19 protein-coding genes and 1 pseudogene are annotated in these 23,649 nt (G+C 72.1%); 6 read left to right on the forward strand and 14 right to left on the reverse strand.

The window, feature by feature from the left end:
* Nucleotides 1-30 precede the first annotated feature (30 nt).
* From IG90_RS0112770 to IG90_RS0112785, 4 genes are all read right to left on the reverse strand, one after another.
* A complete protein-coding gene (locus tag IG90_RS0112770) occupies nt 31-981 on the reverse strand; it encodes a cytochrome c oxidase assembly protein (protein ID WP_030582234.1) in 951 nt (316 codons plus the stop codon).
* Nucleotides 982-1,093: 112 nt separating this feature from the next.
* The gene (locus tag IG90_RS0112775) at nt 1,094-2,119 is read right to left on the reverse strand and encodes a 6-phosphofructokinase (protein ID WP_030582237.1); all 1,026 of its coding nucleotides are present in this window, start codon (nt 2,117-2,119) and stop codon (nt 1,094-1,096) included.
* A 174-nt stretch (nt 2,120-2,293) separates the two neighbouring features.
* Nucleotides 2,294-3,022 (reverse strand): type 1 glutamine amidotransferase, encoded by a 729-nt coding sequence (locus tag IG90_RS0112780; RefSeq protein ID WP_030582240.1) that lies wholly within the window; start codon nt 3,020-3,022, stop codon nt 2,294-2,296.
* 34 nt (nt 3,023-3,056) lie between these two features.
* The gene (locus tag IG90_RS0112785; RefSeq protein ID WP_030582242.1) at nt 3,057-4,295 is read right to left on the reverse strand and encodes a MurT ligase domain-containing protein; all 1,239 of its coding nucleotides are present in this window, start codon (nt 4,293-4,295) and stop codon (nt 3,057-3,059) included.
* A gap of 114 nt (nt 4,296-4,409) precedes the next feature.
* Here IG90_RS0112785 and def point away from each other — a divergent pair, with 114 nt between their 5' ends.
* Nucleotides 4,410-4,955 (forward strand): peptide deformylase, encoded by a 546-nt coding sequence (def, locus tag IG90_RS0112790; RefSeq protein WP_030582245.1) that lies wholly within the window; start codon nt 4,410-4,412, stop codon nt 4,953-4,955.
* A gap of 78 nt (nt 4,956-5,033) precedes the next feature.
* On the opposite strand, the gene IG90_RS0112795 is transcribed toward def, so the two are convergent.
* The gene (locus tag IG90_RS0112795; protein ID WP_030582248.1) at nt 5,034-5,696 is read right to left on the reverse strand and encodes a TetR/AcrR family transcriptional regulator; all 663 of its coding nucleotides are present in this window, start codon (nt 5,694-5,696) and stop codon (nt 5,034-5,036) included.
* A 185-nt stretch (nt 5,697-5,881) separates the two neighbouring features.
* On the opposite strand from IG90_RS0112795, the gene IG90_RS0112800 reads away from it, so the two are divergent.
* Complete coding sequence (locus tag IG90_RS0112800; protein ID WP_030582253.1) at nt 5,882-7,108, forward strand: acyl-CoA dehydrogenase family protein; 1,227 nt, start codon at nt 5,882-5,884, stop codon at nt 7,106-7,108.
* A gap of 231 nt (nt 7,109-7,339) precedes the next feature.
* On the opposite strand, the gene IG90_RS0112805 is transcribed toward IG90_RS0112800, so the two are convergent.
* Genes IG90_RS0112805 through IG90_RS0112820 form a run of 4 tightly spaced genes read right to left on the reverse strand, consistent with a single transcriptional unit; the run spans nt 7,340 to nt 10,113 of the window.
* Nucleotides 7,340-7,828: a glutathione peroxidase gene (locus IG90_RS0112805; RefSeq protein ID WP_030582256.1), complete on the reverse strand. Its 489-nt coding sequence runs from the start codon at nt 7,826-7,828 to the stop codon at nt 7,340-7,342.
* Between the two features lie 51 nt (nt 7,829-7,879).
* On the reverse strand, nt 7,880-8,404 hold the full coding sequence (locus tag IG90_RS0112810) for a GNAT family N-acetyltransferase (RefSeq protein ID WP_030582259.1): 525 nt from the start codon (nt 8,402-8,404) through the stop codon (nt 7,880-7,882).
* 57 nt (nt 8,405-8,461) lie between these two features.
* Nucleotides 8,462-9,799 (reverse strand): chloride channel protein, encoded by a 1,338-nt coding sequence (locus tag IG90_RS0112815; RefSeq protein WP_030582261.1) that lies wholly within the window; start codon nt 9,797-9,799, stop codon nt 8,462-8,464.
* Nucleotides 9,800-9,852: 53 nt separating this feature from the next.
* Nucleotides 9,853-10,113: a hypothetical protein gene (locus tag IG90_RS0112820; RefSeq protein ID WP_157846313.1), complete on the reverse strand. Its 261-nt coding sequence runs from the start codon at nt 10,111-10,113 to the stop codon at nt 9,853-9,855.
* A 119-nt stretch (nt 10,114-10,232) separates the two neighbouring features.
* On the opposite strand from IG90_RS0112820, the gene IG90_RS0112825 reads away from it, so the two are divergent.
* Nucleotides 10,233-10,487 carry a DUF6011 domain-containing protein gene (locus IG90_RS0112825; protein WP_030582266.1) on the forward strand — a complete coding sequence of 85 codons (255 nt, stop codon included), beginning with the start codon at nt 10,233-10,235 and terminating at the stop codon, nt 10,485-10,487.
* A gap of 246 nt (nt 10,488-10,733) precedes the next feature.
* On the opposite strand, the gene IG90_RS0112830 is transcribed toward IG90_RS0112825, so the two are convergent.
* Nucleotides 10,734-11,609 (reverse strand): acyl-CoA thioesterase, encoded by an 876-nt coding sequence (locus IG90_RS0112830; protein ID WP_030582269.1) that lies wholly within the window; start codon nt 11,607-11,609, stop codon nt 10,734-10,736.
* A 53-nt stretch (nt 11,610-11,662) separates the two neighbouring features.
* Nucleotides 11,663-14,176 (reverse strand): DEAD/DEAH box helicase, encoded by a 2,514-nt coding sequence (locus tag IG90_RS0112835; protein ID WP_030582272.1) that lies wholly within the window; start codon nt 14,174-14,176, stop codon nt 11,663-11,665.
* A 138-nt stretch (nt 14,177-14,314) separates the two neighbouring features.
* On the opposite strand from IG90_RS0112835, the gene IG90_RS0112840 reads away from it, so the two are divergent.
* Entirely contained in the window at nt 14,315-15,106 is a 792-nt protein-coding gene (locus tag IG90_RS0112840) for a metal-dependent hydrolase (RefSeq protein WP_030582275.1), read from the forward strand.
* Nucleotides 15,107-15,174: 68 nt separating this feature from the next.
* Entirely contained in the window at nt 15,175-16,710 is a 1,536-nt protein-coding gene (locus tag IG90_RS0112845; RefSeq protein WP_030582278.1) for an ATP-dependent DNA ligase, read from the forward strand.
* 45 nt (nt 16,711-16,755) lie between these two features.
* Here the strand turns inward: IG90_RS0112845 and IG90_RS0112850 are convergent, their stop codons facing one another.
* Complete coding sequence (locus IG90_RS0112850; protein ID WP_030582280.1) at nt 16,756-18,117, reverse strand: NAD(P)/FAD-dependent oxidoreductase; 1,362 nt, start codon at nt 18,115-18,117, stop codon at nt 16,756-16,758.
* Nucleotides 18,118-18,372: 255 nt separating this feature from the next.
* On the opposite strand from IG90_RS0112850, the pseudogene IG90_RS41845 reads away from it, so the two are divergent.
* A pseudogene (locus IG90_RS41845) lies at nt 18,373-19,932 on the forward strand (fused MFS/spermidine synthase); the annotation flags it as partial.
* Between the two features lie 27 nt (nt 19,933-19,959).
* Here IG90_RS41845 and IG90_RS0112860 read toward each other — a convergent pair.
* Together IG90_RS0112860 and IG90_RS0112865 are read right to left on the reverse strand one after the other, a co-directional pair.
* Entirely contained in the window at nt 19,960-21,741 is a 1,782-nt protein-coding gene (locus tag IG90_RS0112860; protein WP_030582286.1) for an ABC transporter ATP-binding protein, read from the reverse strand.
* Entirely contained in the window at nt 21,738-23,591 is a 1,854-nt protein-coding gene (locus IG90_RS0112865) for an ABC transporter transmembrane domain-containing protein (protein ID WP_030582289.1), read from the reverse strand. Before IG90_RS0112865 ends, IG90_RS0112860 begins: the two co-directional genes overlap by 4 nt.
* Nucleotides 23,592-23,649: the final 58 nt, after the last annotated feature.

Raw genomic sequence — 23,649 nt, forward strand, 5'->3', positions numbered from 1 at the left:
CCCATGGTCACCCCGGATGCGCCCTCCGCGCTACCGTCCGCGCGCCTGCAAAGACGCGAGATAGGCGTTGTACGCCGCCAGCTCCTTGTCCCCGTCGCGGTCCGCCGCGCGGTCCGAGCGCCGGGCGGTGCGCTGCTCGGAGCGGTACCACTGGAAGACCAGCGCGATCAGCACCAGCACGGAGGGGATCTCGCTGAACGCCCACGCGATGCCGCCCGCCCAGTTCTGGTCGCTCAGGGCGTCGATGCCGAGCGAGGCGGGCGGGTTCTGGTACGTCTTCACCATCGGCGTCGACCCCATCATCAGGGCGATCCCGAAGAACGCGTGGAACGGCATCCCGGCGAACAGCTCCAGCATCCGCATCAGATAGCCGGGCCGGTGCGGACCCGGGTCCACGCCCATGATCGGCCAGAAGAAGACCAGGCCGACCGCGAGGAAGTGCACCATCATCCCGATGTGACCCGGCTTGGAGCCCATCAGGAAGTCGAAGATCGGCGTGAAGTACAGCGCGTACAGGCTCGCGATGAAGAGCGGGATCGTGAACACCGGATGTGTGATGATCTTCATGTACCGGCTGTGCAGCAGCTTCAGCAGCAGTTCGCGCGGCCCGGTCCGCCCCCGGCCGGCCGGGGGCAGCGCACGCAGCGCCAGCGTCACCGGCGCGCCCAGCAGCAGCAGGATCGGCGACAGCATGCTGATCACCATGTGCTGCACCATGTGCACGCTGAACATGACCATGCCGTAGTCGTTGAGCTTGGTGCACATCACCAGCGCGATGCTCAGCACGCCCAGGGTGAAGAACACGATCCGGTTCACCGGCCAGCCGTCCCCGCGCCGACGCAGCCGCACCACGCCGTACCCGTACAGGGCGAGCGCCAGGACGCAGCCGGTCAGGAAGAACGGGTCGACCGACAGCTCCAGCCCACGCTCCAGCGTGAACGGCGGCAGATCCATGTTCATGCCGTGCCCGCTGTGATCCATCTGTTTCACTCCCGATGGGGACACGTCCCCGTTTCGTGCCGGTTGTCCGGTCCAGACTAGAACTGCCCCCGGCCGCGGTTGCGGCCGGGGGCAGTTCTGGACGACACGTTTCCTAGAGCACGCACTCCGCCTCGGCGTACCGCTCGGCCGGGACCGTCTTCAGTGTCTCGACCGCTTCCCCCAGCGGCACCATCACGATGTCGGTGCCGCGCAGTGCCGTCAGCATCCCGAACTCGCCCCGGTGCGCCGCCTCCACCGCGTGCCAGCCGAACCGGGTCGCCAGGACGCGGTCGTACGCGGTCGGCGTGCCGCCGCGCTGGACGTGGCCGAGGATGACCGGACGGGCCTCCTTGCCGAGCCGCTGCTCCAGCTCCCCGGAGAGCTGGGTGGCCACCCCGGCGAACCGCTCGTGGCCGTAGATGTCCTTGACGCCCTGCTCGAACTGCATGGAGCCTGCGCGCGGCTTGGCGCCCTCGGCGACCACCACGATGGCGAACTTCTTGCCCGCCGAGAAACGCTTGCCGACCAGCTCGGTCAGCTCGTCGATGTCGAAGGGACGCTCGGGCACCACGATCGCGTGGGCGCCGGCGGCCATCCCGGAGTGCAGGGCGATCCAGCCGGTGTGCCGGCCCATGACCTCGACGATCAGCACCCGCTGGTGCGACTCGGCGGTCGTCTTCAGCCGGTCCAGCGCCTCGGTGGCGACGCCGACGGCGGTGTCGAAGCCGAAGGTGACGTCGGTGGAGGCGATGTCGTTGTCGATGGTCTTGGGGACGCCGACGATCGGGAGACCGGCCTCGGAGAGGAGGTTCGCGGCCTTGAGGGTGCCCTCGCCACCGATCGGGATGATGGCGTCCAGGCCGAGGTCCGCGACATGGCCGCGGGCGCGCTCCACACCGTCGCGCAGATGCGCGGGCTGGACGCGGGAGGAACCGAGGATCGTGCCGCCGCGGGCCAGGATGCCGCCTACCGCGTCGAGGTCGAGCTTGCGGTAGTCGCCCTCCAGCAGGCCCTTCCAGCCGTCGTGGAAGCCGATGACCTCGTCGCCGTGGTCCACCACCGCGCGGTGCACGACGGAACGGATGACGGCGTTGAGGCCGGGGCAGTCGCCGCCGGAGGTGAGTACGCCAATGCGCATGGCCCGAAAACCTTTGCAACGTGGGTCGACGACCGGACCACGTCGTCCGGTTGGATCCCCGCCACCCTACCGGCGCAGGGTGGCGGGACCGAACCGGCCGTCCGCCTGCTGGACTCCGCTCAACCGAGCGGAAAACGCCTCAGGCGGACGCTGCTCAAGCGAGCGGAAAACGCCTCAGGCGGGCTGTGTCGCCGAGGCGATCCGCTCGGAGCGCAGCGCGTCGTACCAGCGGTCGTCGGTGGGCGGCAGCGCGTTCACGTCGAGGGCCAGCTTGAGCAGCAGATCGGCGATCTGAGGATTGCGGGCCATCACCGGACCGTGCATGTACGTCCCGAAGACCGTGTCGTTGTACGCGCCCTCCGTGCCGTCCCCGGTGCCGTTGCCCCGGCCGAACTGCACCCGCGCGAACGGCCGTGCCGTCGGGCCGAGATGGGTGACGCCCTGGTGGTTCTCGAACCCGGTCAGCTGCGGCAGCGCGAGCTGCGGGTCGATGTCCGCCAGTACGTCGCCGACGCACCGCGCTCCCTCGCCCCGGGTGGAGACCACGTCGAGCAGACCGAGACCCTGCTCGCGCTCGCCCAGGTCGTTGACGAACTCGTGCCCGAGGATCTGGTAGCCCGCGCAGACCGAGAAGATGATCGCGCCGTTGGACGCGGCCCGGCTCAGCCCGCCGTCGCGGCGCAGCCGCTCGGCCGCGAGGCGCTGCGGCCGGTCCTCACCGCCGCCGATCAGATAGATGTCGCCGGACGTCGGCACAGGCTGGTCGCTGCGCACGTCGACGCGCTGCACGTCCAGACCGCGCTGCCGGGCCCGCCGCTCCACGACCAGGGCGTTGCCCTGGTCGCCGTAGGTGCTGAGCAGGTCGGGGTAGACCCAGACCAGACGCAGACCGTTGTTGCTCATGCTTCGTCCTCTCCGGAGGTGGCCGGGGCCGGGGTCAGTTGCCGACACGACGGCGCAGATCCTGGAAGGCGGTGTAGTTGGCGATGACCTCGATGCGGCCGGGCGGGGCGTACTGCACGGCCTCGTCGAGCGTCTCGCAGACCCGGAAGTCGAGACCGGCAACTTCGAGGCGGACCGCGAGGTCCAGCTTCCGGTCGCCGAGCACGAAGATCGGGTGGCCCGCCAGCTGGGTGTAGTCGACGTCCCACAGCCAGGAGGTGTCCGTGCCGTCCGCACCGCGGGCGTTCACCGAGAGGATCACCGGCGTCGGCGGCGGGTCGATCAGCGAGAACGTCTCCAGCCAGCCGGCCGGGTTCTTCGCCAGCAGCAGGCGCAGCTCACGGTTGTGGAAGGTGACGACGTCGTAGCGTCCGGCCACCGCCTGCACCTGGTACATCCGCTCCAGGGCGACCTGCGGCGGCACCCCGAAGACGGCGGCCACGGCCGCCGAGCTGGTGGCGTTCGCCTTGTTCGCGCGGCCCGGCAGCTGGAGGTGGATCGGCCAGGCCGATCCGTGCGGGTCCAGGACGTAGTCGCCGTTCAGCGCCCAGCTCGGGGCGGGGCGGCGGAAGCCGCACTGCCCGCAGAACCAGTCGTCGCCCGGACGCTGCATCACACCGCCGCAGGACGGGCAGGACCAGGCGTCGTCCTTCCACGCCTGACCGGCCGCCACCCACACCACGTTGGCCGAGGAGGAGGCCGCCCAGACGACCAGCGGGTCGTCGGCGTTGGCGATGATCACGGCCTTCGAGCCGGAGAGGCCCTCGCGCCAGTGCTCGGCCATCATCCGGGTCTCCGCAGCGCGGTCCAGCTGGTCGCGGGAGAGGTTGAGCAGCGCGATGGCCTTGGGCGTGGTGTCCCGGGCCACCCCCGCCAGATACTTCTCGTCGACCTCGATCACGCCGAACTTCGCGTCCGAGCCGCCGGCCAGCGCCGAGGTGATGCCCGCGGGCATGTTCGCGCCGAGGGCGTTCGACACGACGGGCCCGGCGGCCCGCAGTGCCTCGGCGATCAACCGTGTGGTGGTCGTCTTGCCGTTCGTCGCCGACACGAGGATCACGTCCAGGTGCTGCGCCAGCCGCCCCAGCAGGTCGGGGTCGAGCTTGAGCGCCACCCGGCCGCCGATCACCGATCCGCTGCCCCGCCCCGCGGCGCGTGACACCGCCGCCGCGGCCTTGCCCGCCGTCACGGCCAGTTTGGCCCGCGGCGACAACGGCTCCGTGTTGCCTGCCATCGTCCTAGATCCTCCTTGCATCGGTCCGCGCCCAGCCTATCGATGTCCGGCGTGGCGACCGCACCGCGGCACCACGGGAACTCCCCGACCCCGGCGGAACGTACGCTTGCCGCCATGCGAAACCGCCCGATCCCCGGCAGTTCCGGACTCGTCCGTGAGATGAGTCTGCTCGGCGACCCGTTGCTCCACCGTGCCTGCGAGGACGTCACGGACTTCGGCCCGTCGCTCGCGAGGCTGGTCGAGGACATGTTCGCCACGATGTACGCCGCACAGGGTGTCGGGCTCGCCGCCAACCAGATCGGTGTCCCGCTCAAGGTGTTCGTCTACGACTGCCCGGACGACGACGATGTCCGCCATCTGGGACACGTGGTCAATCCTGAACTGGTCGAGGCGGACGGACTCACCGTACGCGGACCGGAGGGCTGCCTGTCACTTCCCGGTCTGGAAGCGGGCACGGAACGCTTCGACCACGCGGTCGTCGAGGGCCTGACGATGACCGGCGAGCCGGTCCGGATCGCCGGGACGGGGTGGTTCGCCCGGTGCCTCCAGCACGAGTGCGACCACCTGGAGGGCATGGTCTACACCGACCGGCTGACCGGGCTGCGGCGCACCCGGGCACTGCGCGCGGCGCGCCGCGCACCCTGGGCCCGCAAGGGCTGAGCCCGTCGCGCCCCGGCTTTCAGAGCCTTGGGCCGGCTCCCGGAGCGGTCAGAAGCCCGGGCCCGGCATCCGGAGCGGTCAGAAGCCCGGGCCGCCCTGGAGGTCGCCGGCCTCCGCGAGCCTGCCCCACAGCAGATCGGCGAGGCCGCTCACCAGCCGCTCGCGGGAGCAGGGCCGGTCGGCGAGCCACCAGTCGCCCGCCGCGTGCATCATGCCGACGATCCCGTGGCCCCAGATGCGCGCCATCTGCTCGCTGTCCGGGCCGAGGTCCACGCGCTCGACGATCACCTGGCCCAGCTCCTCGCCGAGGCGGCGCAGCAGCGGGGCGGAGTGCCGGCCGACGTCGAAGCCCTGCTCGGGGGAGGGGGCGGTGTCGGCTCCGGCGGCGTCGGAGGGGTGCATCAGGAAGCGGTAGACCTGGGGGCGGGCCTCGATCGCGGCGAGATAGGTGTCGAGCGTGGACTCCACCCGCTCACGCCGGTCGGCGGGCGCGTCCAGGGCGGCCCGCAGGGCGCTGAGCAGCGCGTCGGTGTGGCGCTTGGCGAGGGCGCGGTAGAGGCCGCCCTTGTCCCCGAAGTGGCGGTAGAGGATGGGCTTGGTGATCCCGGCCTCGGCGGCGATGGCGTTCATCGAGGCCTGCGGTCCGTCCCTGAGCACCACTCGGTCCGCCGCTTCCAGCAACTCGCGGCGACGGCGCTCGGCCGCGGTCCGCTGTCGTTCGGCGCTTCGTGCGGTCTCCATGTCGTCTCTCCCACCCCTGGCTACGCGATGCCGTCGCATCGCTTCTGCACGCCCGCGCAACGTAACACTCCCCAGGGAGGACGCTTGATCGGCTCCGGAGCGGTTGACAGTGGCTACTTGTCAGTAACAGACTGGGGTTACCGCAAGTAACGTACGCTTTTCCGCCGCAGTGCCTGGAGGGGAACATGGCCGAGTTCACGCTCGATCTCAACGACGACCAGAAGCAGGTCAGGGAGTGGCTCCACGGCTTCGCGGCGGATGTCATCCGCCCCGCCGCCGCCGAGTGGGACGAGCGTGAGGAAACGCCCTGGCCCGTCATCCAGGAAGCGGCCAAGGTCGGCATCTACTCGCTCGACTTCTACGCCCAGCAGTTCTTCGACCCTACGGGGCTCGGCATCCCCATGGCCATGGAAGAGCTCTTCTGGGGCGACGCGGGCATCGGCCTGTCGATCGTCGGTACGGGTCTGGCGGCCGTCGGCGTCCTCGCCAACGGCACCGAGGAGCAGATCGGCACCTGGATCCCGCAGATGTACGGCGACGCCGACGACGTGAAGGTCGCCGCCTTCTGCTCCTCCGAGCCCGACGCCGGATCCGACGTCGCCTCGATGCGCACCCGTGCCGTCTACGACGAGGCCAAGGACGAGTGGGTCCTCAACGGCACCAAGACCTGGGCGACCAACGGCGGCATAGCCAACGTCCACGTGGTCGTCGCCGTCGTCGACCCCGACATCGGCTCCAAGGGCCACGCATCCTTCATCGTGCCGCCGAACACGCCCGGCCTCTCCCAGGGCCAGAAGTTCAAGAAGCACGGCATCCGCGCCTCCCACACCGCCGAGGTGGTCCTGGAGGACGTCCGCGTCCCCGGACACTGCCTGCTCGGCGGAAAGGAGAAGCTCGACGAGCGCCTCGCCCGCGCCCGCGAGCGCGCCAAGTCCGGCGGTGAGCGGGTCAAGAACGCGGCGATGGCCACCTTCGAGGCATCCCGCCCGGCCGTCGGCGCGATGGCCGTGGGCACCGCCCGCGCCGCCTACGAGGTCGCCCTCGACTACGCGAAGACGCGCAGCCAGTTCGGCCGCCCGATCATCGACAACCAGGGCATCGCCTTCCAGCTCGCCGACATGCGCACCCGGATCGACGCGGCCCGGCTGCTGGTCTGGCGCGCCTCCTGGATGGCCACCACCGGCAAGCCGTTCACCTCGGCCGAGGGGTCCATGTCGAAGCTGTACGCGAGTGAGACAGCCCGGGACGTCACCGCACAGGCCATCCAGATCCTCGGCGGCAACGGCTTCACCCGCGAGTACCCGGTCGAGCGCATGCACCGCGACGCGGCCATCTACACCATCTTCGAGGGCACCAGCGAGATCCAGCGCCTGGTGATCGCCCGCACGCTCTCGGGCATGCCGATCCGCTAGGGCGTGTTAGGCGACGTTCACCCCGTCGCGACGCCCGGCACGCACGCTCGCCGCACCGGACGAAACCCCGAGTACGTCCGCTGCGAGGGATTCCGGCCGGCACACCGGGAGCACGCACCGGACGCCACTCCTTGACGGGCAGACGCTGCCTGCCACGGCACCAGCTGCCGCAGGAGACCGGAAGGGGGGCGGCCCGGGACACCTGTCCCGGACCGCCCCCCTTCCGCGTACTCAGGCCGGCAGCTGCGCCTCGATCGCCGCCACGACCTCCGTGGCCTCGGGCTCGGAACGCGGCCGGATCCGGGCCACCGGCTCACCGGCCGGCGAGATGAGGAACTTCTCGAAGTTCCACTGGACGTCCCCGGCCTCCCCGTCCGCGTCCGCCAGCTTCGTCAGCTCCACGTACAGCGGGTGCCGGTCCGCGCCGTTGACGTCGGTCTTCTCCAGCAGCGGGAAGGTGATCCCGTACGTCGTCGAGCAGAAGGTCTGGATCTCCTCCGCGCTGCCCGGCTCCTGCCCGGCGAACTGGTCGCACGGGACGCCGAGCACCGTCAGGCCCCGGTCGCCGTAGTTCTGCTGCAGCCGCTCCAGGCCCTCGTACTGCGGGGTGAGCCCGCACTTGGAGGCCACGTTCACCAGCAGGACGGCCCGGCCGCTGTACGCGCCCAGCGTGGTCGGCGCGCCCGCGAGGGTGCGCAGCGGAATGTCGTGCAGCGTCATGAAACTCTCCCTGAATCATTGCGTGGTGGTGCACATTGTGCCGTTCGCCGCTCACGGAGCGGCGAGCTCTTTGTAATAGAAGGTCGTCGGCTTGAGGATGCCCGCGGGATCCGCCGCGTATCCCGGCACACTCCCGACCTTCGTCCACCCCGCCCCGCAGTAGACCTGCTCCGCCAGACTGCCGCTCTCGGTGTCCAGGATCAGCAGCGTGATGCCCTCGGTCGCCGCGTACGCCTCGACGGCGGCCAGCAGCGCCCCGCCGAGCCCCTGGCCGCGGGCGGAGGGACGGACCATCAGCTTGGCGACCTCCGCGCGGTGCCGGGCGTTCGGCAGCGGAGCGCGGACCAGGGCGATCGTCCCGGAGACCTGTCCGCCCTCCCGCGCGATCCAGATCCCGATGGTCCCCGCCTCCACGGCGGCGGCCCGCTCCCGCCACCAGATGGCGGCCGCCTCCCGGTCCAGCGGGGCCAGGAAACCCACCGATGACCCCTCGTCGACGGTCTCGACCAGGAGGCCGGCCAGGTCGTCGGCGTAGGTGACCAGCTCGGGGGCGGACACGTGGACGATCTCGGTCATGGGGAGGGTCCTTTCACGAAACAGGAGCAGGAGCCGGGAGGAAACCCACGGGAACGATCACACCTCCTTCGGCCCCGCCCTGTCCACCGGCGCGAGCGTCAGCCGGAGGGTGACCACGTACGCCACCACCACCGCCACGATCACCAGGGGCATCACGGTGAGCCCCTCCTCGCCCAGCAGGAGCGTCGCCAGGAGCACCGAGGTCAGCGGCAGCCGCAGCACCGCCACGCACATGGCCCCGATCCCCATCGCGAACCCCGCGGTGAGATGCAGCCCCGGCAGATGGGACAGCGCGATGCCGGCCACCGCGCCCACGAACATCGCGGGGAAGACGGGGCCGCCCCGGAAACAGCTCAACGAGGCGCAGTAGGCGAGCGCCTTGCAGACGATGAGGAGCACCAGCGCGCCGACCGAGTACTCCGCGCTCCCGGACAGCAGATGGCCCAGCTCGTGTTCGCCCGAGTACAGCACCTCGGACGCGTCCCTGCCCGACGTCTCGGCGTACACCAGCGCGAGCCCGCCGACGACCAGCCCCATCGCCGCCGTGGCCACCACCGTCCGCCGCTCCACGCGTTCCTGCAGAGCCAGCGACAGCCGGCGGATGCCCGCGCCGGCGAAGGCCGCCGCGACACCGAGAACCAGCGCCCACCCGAACCCGGCGATGCCGGGAGCCGCCACCGGCGGAACCTCGCCCAACGTCAGGGAGTAGGTGCCCAGGCCCGTCCAGGAACCCAGCCCCGTGAAGATCAGCGCGCCGATCCCCGCGGAGAGCAGCCCGGGCACCAGGACCACGCCCAGCATCGGCCCGGCCAGCCCCGACACCTCCATCAGCAGGAACGCGCCCAGCAGCGGTGATCCCAGCAGGGCGCTCACCGCGGCGAAGCTCCCCGAGGCCCCGACCAGGGCCCGCCCGTCCGGCGCCAGGTTCCGCTTGACGCGGCCCGCCGCCCAGACGGCCAGCCCGCCGCCCAGCGCGATCAGGGGCGCCTCCGGCCCGAGCACGGCACCCACGCCCAGGGAGAGCAGCGCCGCGAGAACGATGCCGGGCAGGTCCGCCGGGGCCGGGGCTCCGGTGGACAGCAGCCCCTCCGCCGGCCGGTGCCCGCCCCCGCCCGGCAGCCGGCGAACGGTGAGTCCGACCAGAAGACCGGCGGCGCCGAGCAGCGGGACGGGCCACCACGACGGTGTCTCCTCGAAGCCCATCGCCCTCGGCAGCTCTGTGTACGTCAGTGACTGGAGCTCCGAGACCAGGGCCAGGAAGCCGAACGCGACCGCCGAGATGGGCACCCCGAGCAGCGCCGCCATCACCAGCAGCCCCGCGTACCTCCGCGTGCGGACCGGCGCGTACGGGTCCTCGGAGGCGGTGACGGGTGTGCCCGGAGGGACGGCCGGCATGATCTCGACTCCTCGGCGTGACGACCCCGGGACGGGGAGGTGTCCCCACGGGTTCACGTCGGGATACCACGCACCGGCGGACCGGGCGCGTCTCCGCCGCCGGGACACGCCCTCCGGTGCGTAAGGTCAGCCGCCCGGCCCCGGAGGACGTTCGCGCCGCCGGCCGCGCGCCCCGCCGAGCCGTGCGCCGGCAGCCGGCCCGAGGCCGCGTCCACCAGCGCCCGGTGATCGAGCTCGTCGCACGGGGCCTGCTCGCCGAGGAGTCCGGCCCCAGTGGCGAAGAACTGGACGACTGCCCCCAGGCGTTCACCCATCTCTCGCTCATCCTGGCGGCCCGGACCCCGGACGAGGCGCTCGACCGGGAGCGGCACCGCGGCACCTGGGACCAAACGCCCCGAGGGCCGCCACGGAGCCGAGCTGGGAGGATCGAAGGGTGGATACTCCCGATGCCTTTCCCGAACCGCTGCCCGGGGCCGACGGAGCCCTCGCCCGGGACCCGGCGGCCGACGGCGAGCAGCCGCAAGGCCGCCGCCTCGTCCGCTGCCGCCTCTGCGGCCGGCCCCTCACCGGGACCGAATCGCGCCGGGCCGGCCTCGGCCCGTCCTGCGACGCCAAGCTGCACCCCGCGCCGCCGGACATCCGCACCCGCCGCCACGAGGTGGAACAGGACCCGCTGCCCGGCACGTGAAGCGCGCTCTGGTGCCGTGGCAGGCGACGTCTGCCCGTCAAGGAGTGGCGTCCGGTGCGTGCTCCCGGTGTGCCGGCCGGAAGCCCTCGTAGCGGACGTACTCGGGGTTCCGGCCGGTGCGGCGAGCGTGCGTACCGGGCGTCGCGACGGGGTGAGCGTCGCCTGTCACGGCACCAGGGCGTGTTTCGAAAGTCCCGCCGCCCGCCCTCCGGGCGTCGCGACGGGGCGAACGTCGCCTGTCACGCCCTAGCCGCCTGCCAGCCGCCGGAACAGCCCCTCCTGCACCACCGACACCAGCAGGTGCCCCGACCGGTCGTAGATCCGGCCCCGCGCCAGGCCCCGGCCGCCCGTGGCGATCGGCGACTCCTGGTCGTACAGGAACCACTCGTCCGCCCGGAACGGCCGGTGGAACCACATCGCGTGGTCCAGGGACGCCATGTCGAAGCCACGCGGGCCCCACAGCGGCTCCACCGGGATACGCACCGCGTCCAGCAGCGTCATGTCGCTCGCGTACGTCAGCGCGCAGGTGTGCACCAGCGGGTCGTCGCCCAGCGGGCCCACCGCCCGCATCCACACCGCGCTCCGTGGATCGGCGTCCGTGACCTCGTCGTGCGTCCAGCGCAGCCGGTCGACGTAACGGATGTCGAAGGGCTGCCGCCGGGCCATCCGCTCCAGCGCCTCCGGCAGCGCGCCCAGGTGCTCGCGCACCTCCTCGGCGACCGTCGGCAGCTCCTCCGGGTCCGGGACGATCCGGGCCGGCGGCAACTGGTGCTCGAAGCCCGCCTCCTCGGGACGGTGGAAGGACGCCGTCAGATTGAAGATCGTCCGGCCCTCCTGAACGGCTGTCACCCGGCGGGTGGTGAAGGAACGGCCGTCCCGCACCCGCTCCACCTGATAGACGATCGGCACCCCGGGACGCCCCGGCCGCAGGAAGTAGGCGTGCAGCGAGTGCACCGGCCGCTCCCCGTCGGTCGTGCGGCCCGCGGCCACCAGCGCCTGGCCGGCGACCTGCCCGCCGAAGACCCGTTGCAGGGACTCCTCCGGGCTGCGGCCCCGGAAGATGTTGACCTCGATCCGCTCCAGGTCGAGCAGGTCGACCAGACGCTCGGCCGGGTTCGTCATCCCGTCGCTCTCCACTTCTTCCGCAGCTTCGTCTTCCGCGTCGAAGGGTCCGCTCACAGCTGGCCGACCTCGGTGACCCGGACGATCGCCCGGCCCTCCTCGTCGGACGCGGCGAGGTCCACCTCGGCCTTGATACCCCAGTCGTGGTCGCCCGCCGGGTCGGCGAACGCCTGCCAGACCCGCCACAGCCCGTGCGCCGGGTCCTCCTCGATCTTCAGCAGCTTCGGACCGCGCGCGTCCGGACCGGTGCCGATCTCCTCGTGCGCGTCCCAGTACGCGTCCATCGCCTCGCCCCAGGCGTCCTCGTCCCACCCGGCGTCGCCGTCCAGCTCGCCCAGGTCCCGGACCCGGTCCAGCGCGGCCAGCTCCACCCGGCGGAACATCGCGTTGCGCACGAGCACCCGGAAGGCGCGGGGGTTGGCCGTGACCGGCTTGACCTCGTCGGCCCGCTCCTGGGCCTGCTCGGCGGTCTCCACCTCGGGGTTGGCCAGCTGCTCCCACTCGTCCAGCAGACTGGAGTCCACCTGACGCACCATCTCGCCGAGCCAGGAGATCAGGTCCTGGAGGTCCTCCGACTTCACGTCGTCCGGGATCGTGTGCTCCAGCGCCTTGTACGCGCTCGCCAGATACCGCAGCACGATGCCCTCGGTCCGGGCCAGCTCGTAGTGCGAGGTGAACTCCGTGAAGGTCATGGCCCGTTCGAACATGTCCCGGATCACCGACTTCGGCGACACCGGGTGGTCGTTCACCCACGGGTGGCTCGTGCGGTACACGTCGTAGGCGTGCCACAGCAGCTCGCTCAGCGGCTTGGGGTACGTGACGTCCTGGAGCCGCTCCATCCGCTCCTCGTACTCGACCCCGTCCGCCTTCATCTGGCCCACGGCCTCGCCGCGCGCCTTGTTCTGCTGGGCGGCCAGGATCTGCCGGGGATCGTCCAGCGTCGACTCGACGACCGAGACCATGTCCAGCGCGTACGAAGGGGATTCGACGTCCAGCAGGTCGAACGCGGCCAGCGCGAACGTGGAGAGCGGCTGGTTCAGTGCGAAGTCCTGCTGGAGGTCGACCGTCAGACGCACGATCCGGCCCTCGGCGTCCGGCGTCTCCAACTGCTCCACCACCCCGCCGTCCAGCAGCGAGCGGTAGATGGCGATGGCCCGCCGGATGTGCCGCAGCTGCGCGCGGCGCGGCTCGTGGTTGTCCTCCAGCAGATGCCGCATCGCCTCGAAGGCGTTGCCCGGGCGGGCGATGACCGCGAGCAGCATCGTGTGCGTCACCCGGAAGCGGGAGCTCAGCGGCTCCGGCTCGGACTGGATCAGCTTGTCGAACGTGGTCTCCGACCAGGCGACGAAGCCCTCGGGCGCCTTCTTGCGGACGACCTTGCGCTTCTTCTTGGGGTCGTCGCCCGCCTTCTTGACGGCCTTCTCGTTCTCGATGACGTGCTCGGGGGCCTGCGCCACGACGAAGCCCGCCGTGTCGAACCCGGCCCGCCCGGCCCGGCCCGCGATCTGGTGGAACTCCCGCGCGCGCAGGGTTCGCACCCGGGTGCCGTCGTACTTGGTGAGCGCCGTGAACAGCACCGTGCGGATGGGCACGTTGACGCCCACCCCGAGCGTGTCCGTCCCGCAGATCACCTTCAGCAGACCGGCCTGGGCCAGCTTCTCCACCAGCCGGCGGTACTTGGGCAGCATGCCCGCGTGGTGCACGCCGATGCCGTGGCGCACGTAACGTGAGAGGTTCTGGCCGAACTTGGTGGTGAAGCGGAAGCTGCCGATCAGATCGGCGATCTTCTCCTTCTCCTCCTTCGTGCACATGTTGATGCTCATCAGCGACTGCGCCCGCTCGACGGCCGCCGCCTGCGTGAAGTGCACGATGTAGACCGGCGACTGCCGGGTGTCCAGCAGCTCGGTCAGCGTCTCGGTGATCGGTGTGAAGCGGTACTCGTAGCTCAGCGGCACCGGGCGGGTCGCCGAGCGCACCACGGAGGTGGGGCGGCCGGTGCGCCGGGTCAGGTCCTTCTCGAACATCGCGACGTCGCCGAGCGTCGCCGACATCAGCACGAACTGGGCCTGCGGCAGCTCCAGCAGCGGGATCTGCCAGGCCCAGCCCCGGTCCGGCTCGGCGTAGAAGTGGAACTCGTCCATCACGACCTGGCCGATGTCGGCGTACTTGCCGTCGCGCAGCGCGATGGAGGCCAGCACCTCGGCCGTACAGCAGATGACCGGGGCGTCCGCGTTGACCGAGGCGTCGCCGGTGAGCATGCCGACGTTCTCGGTGCCGAAGAGCTTGCACAGGTCGAAGAACTTCTCCGACACCAGAGCCTTGATCGGCGCCGTGTAGAAGGTGACCTTGTCCTGCGCCAGCGCCGTGAAGTGCGCGGCCGCCGCCACCAGGCTCTTTCCGGAGCCGGTCGGGGTGGAAAGGATCACGTTCGCCCCGGAGACCACCTCGATCAGCGCCTCCTCCTGAGCCGGATAAAGGGTGATGCCCTGGGTCTCGGTCCATGACGAGAAGGCCTCGAAGAGGGCGTCCGGGTCGGGTGTCTTGGGCAGCTGGTCGATGAGGGTCACGCCCCCCATCTTGCCTGTCTTCCGCCCGGATGAGGGAACCGGCGGACGGCACGAAGATCACGGACGATACGCTGCGGTCTCAACCTGCCCGCGCCGCACCGGTGATGGGCGCACGAAGCACTGGGGCGGGAAAAGACCATGATGGGACCGGCACACTCTCTGTCAGGGGCGGCGGCCTGGCTGGGGGTGGGTGCGGCGGCCACCGCCGCGGGTCACACGATGCCCTGGCCCGTCCTCGTCGTCGGGGCGCTGATCTGCGCGGGAGCCGCGCTCGCCCCCGACCTCGACCACAAGTCCGCGACCATCTCGCGCGCCTTCGGCCCCGTCTCCAAAACCCTCTGCGAGATCGTCGACAAACTCTCCTTCGCCGTCTACAAGGCCACCAGGAGCGCCGGCGACCCCCGCCGCACCGGTGGCCACCGGACGCTGACCCACACCTGGCTCTGGGCCGTCCTCATCGGCGGCGGCTGTTCCGCCGCGGCGGTCTTCGGCGGACGCTGGGCCGTCCTCGGCATCCTCTTCGTCCACCTGGTGCTCGCGGTCGAGGGCCTGCTGTGGCGGGCCGCCCGGGTCTCCAGCGACGTCCTGGTCTGGCTGCTCGGCGCCACGAGCGCCTGGATCCTCGCCGGCGTCCTGGACCAGCCGGGCAACGGGGCCGGCTGGCTCTTCGACGCCCCCGGCCAGGAGTACCTGTGGCTCGGCCTGCCCATCGTGCTCGGCGCCCTGGTCCACGACATCGGCGACGCGCTGACCGTCTCGGGCTGCCCGATCCTGTGGCCCATCCCGATCGGCCGCAAGCGCTGGTATCCGATCGGCCCGCCGAAGGCCATGCGCTTCCGGGCCGGCAGCTGGGTGGAGATGAAGGTGCTGATGCCCGCCTTCATGCTCCTCGGGGGAGTGGGCGGGGCCGCCGCCCTCAACTACATATGACGGACCCGGGCGCGACCGTCCGTACCTATGGGCGGGCGCCGGGCTCCGCCCCGTAGCACCATGGCAGCATGCTGCTCGCCGAGCTCGCCCAGGTGTCGCTGGAGGTCGCCGCCACCTCCGCCCGGTCCCGGAAGGTGGCGCTCCTCGCCGGCCTCTTCCGGGACGCCGGGCCCGAGAACGTGCCCGTCGTCATCCCGTACCTCGCCGGGCGGCTGCCCCAGGGCCGGATCGGCGTCGGCCGGCGGAGCCTGGGCGACCCCGTGGAACCCGCCGCCGAGCCCACGCTCACCGTCACCGGCGTCGACGCCGAGCTGACCGCCCTCGCCGCCACCTCCGGCCCAGGATCCCAGGCGCTGCGCCGCGAGCGCCTGCGCGCCCTGTTCGCCGCCGCCACCGCCGGTGAGCAGCGCTTCCTGCGGGCCCTGCTCACCGGCGAGGTACGCCAGGGGGCCCTGGACGCCGTCGCCGCCGACGCCCTGGCCCGCGCGGCCGAAGCACCGCCCGCCGACGTCAGGCGCGCCGTGATGCTCGCCGGATCACTCCAGGACGTCGCCGGGGTCCTCCTCGCGGACGGACCCGGAGCGCTCGCCGCCTTCCGTCTCACCGTCGGGCGGCCCGTCCAGCCGATGCTCGCGCACACGGCCGCCTCGGTCGGTGAGGCCCTGGACAAGCTGGGACCGTGCGCCGTGGAGGAGAAGCTCGACGGGATCCGGGTGCAGGTCCACCGGGACGGCGACCGGATCCGCGCCTACACCCGCGCCCTCGACGACATCACCGACCGGCTGCCCGAGCTCACCGCCGCCGTGGCCGCGCTCCCGGCGGGCCGCTTCGTCCTCGACGGCGAGGTGATCGCCCTGGGCGAGGACGGCAGACCCCGGCCCTTCCAGGAGACCGCGTCCCGGGTGGGCTCCCGGCGGGACGTGGCCGGAGCCGCGGCGCACGTGCCGGTCGTCCCGGTCTTCTTCGACGCGCTGTCGGTCGACGACGAGGACCTGCTCGACCTGCCCTTCACCGACCGCCACGCGGCCCTGGCCCGGCTCCTCCCCGAGCACCTGCGGGTCCGCCGTACGCTCGTCGCCGACCCGGACGACCCGCGGGCCCGCGCGGCGGCCGAGGCGTTCCTCGCCGACACCCTGGAGCGCGGCCACGAGGGTGTCGTCGTCAAGGACCTGGCCGCCGCCTACAGCGCGGGACGCCGGGGCGCGTCCTGGCTGAAGGTGAAACCGGTGCACACCCTGGACCTGGTGGTCCTGGCCGTCGAGCGGGGGAGCGGCCGGCGCACCGGCAAGCTCTCCAACCTGCACCTGGGCGCCCGCAGGTCCGACGGCACGTTCGCGATGCTCGGCAAGACCTTCAAAGGGCTCACGGACGCCCTGCTGGAGTGGCAGACCGAGCGGCTGGGGAAGCTGGCCACCGACGACGACGGCCATGTCGTCACCGTACGCCCGGAACTCGTCGTGGAGATCGCCTACGACGGACTCCAGCGTTCCACCCGCTACCCCGCGGGCGTGACCCTCCGGTTCGCCCGCGTCCTGCGCTACCGGGAGGACAAGACCGCGCGGGAGGCGGACACCGTGGAGACGGTCCTGTCCCGGCAGGCGTGAGCGCGCCCCGCGGACCCGGGGCGCGCTCGGGCGTCACCCGGCCGCTCAGTGCTTGATGACCGTCGTCGCCGTGTGCTTCTTGATCTGCTCGGGCGTCAGATAGACGTCCGTGTACTCGAAGTCCCGCAGCGTCGCCGGCTTGCGGGACTGGAACCCGGTCCGTACGAAGTCGTCACCGGCGACCGCGTTCAGCATCCAGTTCGTCATGACCCGGGTCTTGGCGACGTTCGTCCGCAGCGCCGACCAATGGTAGCCGCGCGCCACCGCCTGCGCGGGCAGCCCGTGCAGCTCGATGCCCAGCGGCTTGGACACGGCGTCCTTGCCGCCGAGGTCCACGACGAGCCCCAGATCCTTGTGCACGTAGTCCTTGAGCGGCTGGTGCCGCAGCGAGGCGATCAGGTTGTCGGCCAGCACACGGCCCTGACGCATCGCGTGCTGCGCGGTGGGCGGGCAGACCGCCCCGTCGCCCTTCGCCAGGTCGGGCACCGCGGCCGCGTCGCCGAGCGAGAACACCCCGTCCGAGCCCGGCAGTTTCAGCTGCGGGGTCACGGCGAGCCGGCCGCGTACCGTCTCCGCGCCGAGGGTGGCGATCAGGGGGCTGGCGGCCACTCCGGCGGTCCAGATCAGGGTCCGGCAGGGCAGCACCCGGCCGTCGGTGAACGTGACCTCCTCCGCCCCTGCCTCGGCGATGGAGACCCCGAGCGACACCTCGATGTCCCGCTTGCGGAGCACCTCCAGAGCGGCCTGTCCCAGCTTGTCACCCAGCTCCGGCATCAGCCTGGGCGCGATGTCGATCAGATGCCACTTGATCAGCCTCGGGTCCAGCCGCGGATAGTGCCGGACCGCGTTGGTGGTCAGGCGCTGGAGACAGGCGGCCGTCTCGGTGCCCGCGTATCCGCCGCCGACCACCACGAACCGGAGCCGGGAGGCCCGCTCCGCCTCGTCGTGACTGGCGTCCGCCAGATCCAGCTGGGCGATGACGTGGTCGCGGACGTACGCGGCCTCGGCCAGCGTCTTCATCCCCCGGGCGTGGTCCAGCAGCCCGGGGATGTCGAAGGTCCGGGTGACGCTGCCCGCCGCCAGCACGATGTAGTCGTACGGCTCGTTCACGATCTCGTCGGTGATCTTCCGGATCACACAGACCTTCGCCTGGGTGTCCACGCCGATCGCCCCGCCCGGCACGATCCTGGTCCGGTGGCGGCGGCTGCGGCGCAGCGACACCGCGACGGACTGAGGCGTGAGCACACCCGAGGCCACCTGGGGGAGCAGCGGCAGATACAGCTGGTAGGAGAACGGTGTGACGAGCGTGATCAGGGCCTCTCCCGGAGCGAGCCTGCGCTCCAGGCGGCGTACGCACTCGACGCCTGCGAAGCCGGCGCCGACGACGAGAATCCTGGGTGGTGCCACGGTCTGCGTCCCTTCTCGGGCTTGCGTGTTCTGCGCTCGCCTGCCCCGTATGCCGGGTTTCACCTCTCATCCTCACCGGACGCCCCGGCATCCGCCTCCTGACAGCGGTGAAAGGGGGGCCCGGCTCACAGCGGCGGGGCGAGGACGCACCGCGACTTTCCGAAGGCGCTCGTCACCGGGATGCGCCCGGTTCCCGCCCTCTCCGCCCCATGGAGCAACGGGAGTTCGGCCGCCGCCCCGTGCGAGGATGCTGCGGTGACCCCATCGCCCTCCTCGCCCGTGGCCGACGACTCCCCCAAGGGCGACGACCCGCCCCGCGACCGGGGCCTGGGCCCCCGCGCCGCTGCGGTCCTCGTGTTCGGGTCTTCGGCCGCGGTCCTGGTGGTCGAGATCGTCGCCCTGCGGCTGCTGGCCCCGTACCTCGGCCTCACCCTGGAAACCAGCACGATGGTGATCGGCGTCGCCCTCACCGCCATCGCGCTGGGCTCCTGGCTGGGCGGGCGCATCGCGGACCAGGTCGATCCGCACCGGCTCATCGGCCCGGCGCTCGGGGTGTCGGGCGTGGTCGTCGCGCTCACCCCGCTGCTGCTGCGTACCACCGCCGAGTGGTCTCCGGCGCTGCTCCTGCTGGTCGCGTCGGCGACGCTCCTGGTGCCCGGCGCACTGCTCTCCGCGGTGACCCCGTTCGTGACGAAGCTGCGGCTCACCAGCCTCGCCGAGACCGGGACGGTCGTCGGGCGGCTGTCGGGCGTGGGCACCTTCGGCGCCATCGTCGGCACCGTCCTCACCGGATTCGTCCTGGTCTCGCGGCTGCCCGTCAGCTCCATCCTGATCGGCCTCGGAACGCTGCTGGTGATCGGCGCCGCGCTGGTCGGATGGCGGGCCCGGCGTTGGCGGCGCGCCTCGGCCGTGGCGCTCGCCACCGTCGTGGCAGCCTCCCTCGCCACCGCGTTCGCCCCCGGCGGCTGCGACGCGGAGACCCGCTACCACTGCGCCCAGGTCGTCGCGGACCCCGACCGCGCAAGCGGCCGCACGCTCGTCCTGGACGGCCTGAGCCACTCCTACGTCGACGTCGAGGACCCGGCGCATCTGAAGTTCGCGTACGTCCGCGCCATCGCCTCCGTGGTCGACACCGCCTTCCCCGAGGGCGCACCGCTGACCGCCCACCACATCGGGGGCGGCGGCCTCACCTTCCCCCGCTACCTCGCGGACGCACGCCCCGGGACCCGCAGCGTCGTCTCCGAGATCGACGGCGGAGTCGTCCGCATCGACCGCGAACGGTTCGGCCTGGGACCGTCGGCCGCGACCGGTGTCGACGTGCGGGTGGAGGACGGCCGGCTGGGCCTGCGGCAGCTGGCGGCGGGCAGCCACGACCTGGTCGTCGGCGACGCCTTCGGGGGCGTCAGCGTGCCGTGGCACCTGACGACGTCACAGGCGCTGGGCGACGTACGCCGGGCGCTCGACGAGGACGGCCTGTACGTCGCCAACCTCATCGACCACGGGAAGCTGGCCTTCGCCCGCGCCGAGGTCGCCACCCTCGCCGAGACCTTCGAGCACGTCGCCCTCCTCGGGAAGCCCGCGGACATCGGGCTGGAGACGACCGCGTCCTCCGTGGGCGGCAACCTGGTGGTGGTCGCCTCCCGCCGGCCGGTCGACGCCCCCGCGATCCAGGAAGCCCTGGACGCCCGGGACGTCGGCTGGAGGATCACCACCGGCGGCGACCTCGCCACCTGGACCGGGAACGCCCCGATCCTCACCGACGACCACGCGCCCGTCGACCAGCTCCTCCAGCCCGGCCCCACCCGGACGGCCCGGCGATCCCCGGGCCGTCCGCCGAGTGTCTCACCCGTGCCAGGACCGCCACAGCGACGCGTACGCGCCGTCCGCCGCCACCAGCTCGTCATGGCCGCCCAGCTCGCTGATCCGGCCGTCCTCCACGACCGCGATCACGTCCGCGTCGTGCGCGGTGTGCAGCCGGTGCGCGATCGCCACGACCGTGCGGCCCTCCAGCACCCGGGCGAGTGAACGCTCCAGGTGGCGGGCGGCCCGCGGGTCCAGCAGCGAGGTCGCCTCGTCCAGGACCAGCGTGTGCGGATCGGCCAGCACGAGACGGGCCAGCGCGATCTGCTGGGCCTGCGCCGGGGTCAGCGCGAACCCGCCGGAGCCGACCTCGGTGTCCAGCCCCGTCTCCAGGGCCTTCGCCCAGCCGTCCGCGTCGACCGCGGCCAGCGACGCCCACAGCTCGGCGTCCGTCGCCCCGTCGCGGGCCAGCAGCAGGTTGTCCCGGAGCGAACCGACGAAGACGTGGTGCTCCTGGTTGACCAGGGCCACGTGCTCACGGACCCGTTCCGCCGTCATCCGCGACAGCTCCGCCCCGCCGAGCGTCACCTCACCGGTACGCGGGGCGTAGATCCCCGCCAGCAGGCGGCCCAGCGTCGACTTACCCGCGCCGGAGGGGCCGACCAGGGCGAGCCGGGTGCCCGGGGCCACGTCGAGCGACACCTGGTGCAGGACGTCGACGCCTTCCCGGTATCCGAAACGGACCTCGTCCGCCCGCACGTCCCGGCCGTCCGGACCGACCCCGGCGTCGCCCGCGTCCGGCTCGATCTCCCGGACGCCGACCAGCCGGGCCAGCGACACCTGGGCCACCTGGAGCTCGTCGTACCAGCGCAGGATCAGACCGATCGGGTCGACCATCATCTGGGCCAGCAGCGCACCCGTCGTCAGCTGCCCGACCGTGATCCAGCCCTCCAGCACGAACCAGCCGCCGAGCAGCAGGACCGCGCCGAGGATCGTCACGTACGTCGCGTTGATGACCGGGAACAGCACCGAGCGCAGGAACAGCGTGTACCGTTCCCAGGCCGTCCACTGAGTGATCCGCCGGTCCGACAGCGCCACCCGGCGGCCGCCGAGGCGGTGCGCCTCCACGGTCCGCCCGGCGTCCACGGTCTCCGCGAGCATCGCGGCGACGGCGGCGTAACCTGCGGCCTCCGAGCGGTACGCCGAGGGGGCCCGGCGGAAGTACCAGCGGCAGCCCACGATCAGCACCGGCAGCGCGACCAGCACGGCCAGCGCCAGCGGGGGAGCGGTCACCGTCATCGCGCCGAGCAGCAGCCCGGCCCACACGATGCCGATCGCCAGCTGCGGCACCGCCTCACGCATCGCGTTCGCCAGCCGGTCGATGTCCGTGGTGATCCGGGACAGCAGATCGCCGGTCCCGGCCCGCTCCAGAACACCGGGCGGCAGCCCGACGGACCGTACGAGGAAGTCCTCACGCAGGTCCGCGAGCATCTCCTCGCCCAGCATCGCCCCGCGCAGCCGCATGCTGCGGGTGAACAGGGTCTGGACGACCAGCGCGACCGCGAAGATCGCGGCGGTGCGCTCCAGATGCAGGTCGGTGACGCCGTTCGATAGGTCCTCGACCAGTCCGCCCAGCAGATAGGGGCCGGTGATCGAGGCGATCACCGCCACCGCGTTGACCGCGATCAGGACGACGAACGCCCTGCGGTGCCGGCGGAGGAGGCTCCGTACGTAACTCCGCACGGTCGTCGGCGTGCCCACGGGCAGTGTCGTCGCCGACTCCGGGGCCGCGGGGTCGTACGCCGGGGGTGCGACGCCGATCACGCCCTCTCCTCGATTTCCTGGATGCTCTTCATGGCGGGGACCGCTTCGATGCCGGCTGTCGCGTCCGGTACGGACGCCGCCGCCTCGTCGTCGGTCTCCCGGGTGACGACCGCCCGGTAGCGCGGTTCGGTGCGCAGCAGGTCGCGGTGGCTCCCCACAGCGACCACGGTGCCCTCGTGGACGAGGACCACCCGGTCGGCGACGTCGAGCAGCAGCGGGGACGAGGCGAACGCCACCGTCGTACGCCCCCGGCGCAGCTTCGCGATGCCGGCGGCGACCCGCGCCTCGGTGTGCGAGTCGACCGCCGAGGTCGGCTCGTCCAGCACCAGCGCCTCCGGGTCGGTGACCAGCGACCGGGCCAGCGCGAGGCGCTGGCGCTGACCGCCGGACAGGGACCGGCCGCGCTCGGTGATCCGGGTCCGCATCGGGTCCCCGTCGTCGTCGGGGGAGGCCTGCGCCAGGGCGCTCAGCACGTCACCGCACTGGGCCGCCTCCAACGCCGCCTCCGCGGTGACCAGGCCGGACGACGGTACGTCCAGCAGCTCCTGGAGCGTGCCGGACAGCAGTACCGGGTCCTTGTCCTGGACCAGCACCGCGGCCCGTGCGGCGTCCAGCGGGATCTCATCCAGGGCGACCGCGCCGAGCAGAACCGAAGGAACCCTCGCCGAAGCCTCCTCGTCCCAGTCCCCCTCGCCGGTCTCCGCGTGCCCGCCGAGCCGTTCGGCCAGCCGGCCCGCCTCGTCCGGGTCGCCGCAGACGACGGCGGTGAACTGCCCCTGCGGGGCCATCAGGCCGGTCGCCGGGTCGTACAGATCACCGGAGGGCGTCACCCCCTCGACGGTGGCCTCACGTGCACTGCGGCGCAGCGACAGCACCCGCACCGCCCGCTGGGCGGAGGGCCGCGAGAAGGAGTAGGCCATCGCGATCTCCTCGAAGTGACGGAGAGGGAACAGCATCAGGGTGGCCGCGCTGTAGACGGTGACGAGCTGGCCGACGTCGATGCGGCCGTCCCGGGCCAGCGTCGCCCCGTACCAGACCAGGGAGATCAGCAGGATCCCCGGCAGCAGCACCTGCACCGCCGAGATCAGCGCCCACATCCTGGCGCTGCGCACGGCCGCCCGGCGCACCTCCTGGGAGGCGCGGCGATAGCGGCCGAGGAACAGCTCCTCGCCGCCGATGCCGCGCAGCACGCGCAGTCCGGCGACCGTGTCCGAGGCCAGCTCGGTGGCCTTCCCGGCCTTCTCGCGCTGCTCGTCGGCGCGCCGCGTGGCGCGCGGCAGCAACGGCAGCACGGCCAGGGCGAGCACCGGCATGGCGAGCGCCACCATCACACCGAGGGACGGGAGGTAGAAGGCCAGCCCCACGCAGATCACCACGAGGGCGGTGGCGGCCGCCGCGAAGCGGGAGAGCGCCTCGACGAACCAGCCGATCTTCTCCACGTCGCCGGTCGACACGGCGACGACCTCACCGGCCGCGACCCGGCGCGTCAGCGCCGAGCCCAGCTCGGCGGTCTTGCGGGCGAGCAGCTGCTGGACCCGGGCGGCGGCGGTGATCCAGTTGGTCACCGCGGTCCGGTGGAGCATGGTGTCGCCGACGGCGATCAGGATGCCGAGCGCCACGATGAGGCCGCCGGCCAGGGCGAGCCGCCCCCCGGAGCGGTCGATGACGGCCTGCACGGCGAGACCCACGGTGACCGGGAGACCGGCGATGCCCAGCTGGTGCAGCAGCCCCCAGGAGAGGGCCTTCAGCTGGCCCGCGAGCTGATTGCGCCCGAGCCAGTAGAGGAACCGGGGGCCCGAACGGACATCGGGGTCGCCGGGATCCGAATACGGAAGGTCGCGAATCTGCATGACGTCCCAGGGCTCGTGAAACGGAGATCCGGACGGATCTCGAAGAACGGGGTGACGT

The organism is Streptomyces anulatus, from assembly GCF_000721175.1.
GTDB lineage: Bacteria > Actinomycetota > Actinomycetes > Streptomycetales > Streptomycetaceae > Streptomyces > Streptomyces anulatus_C.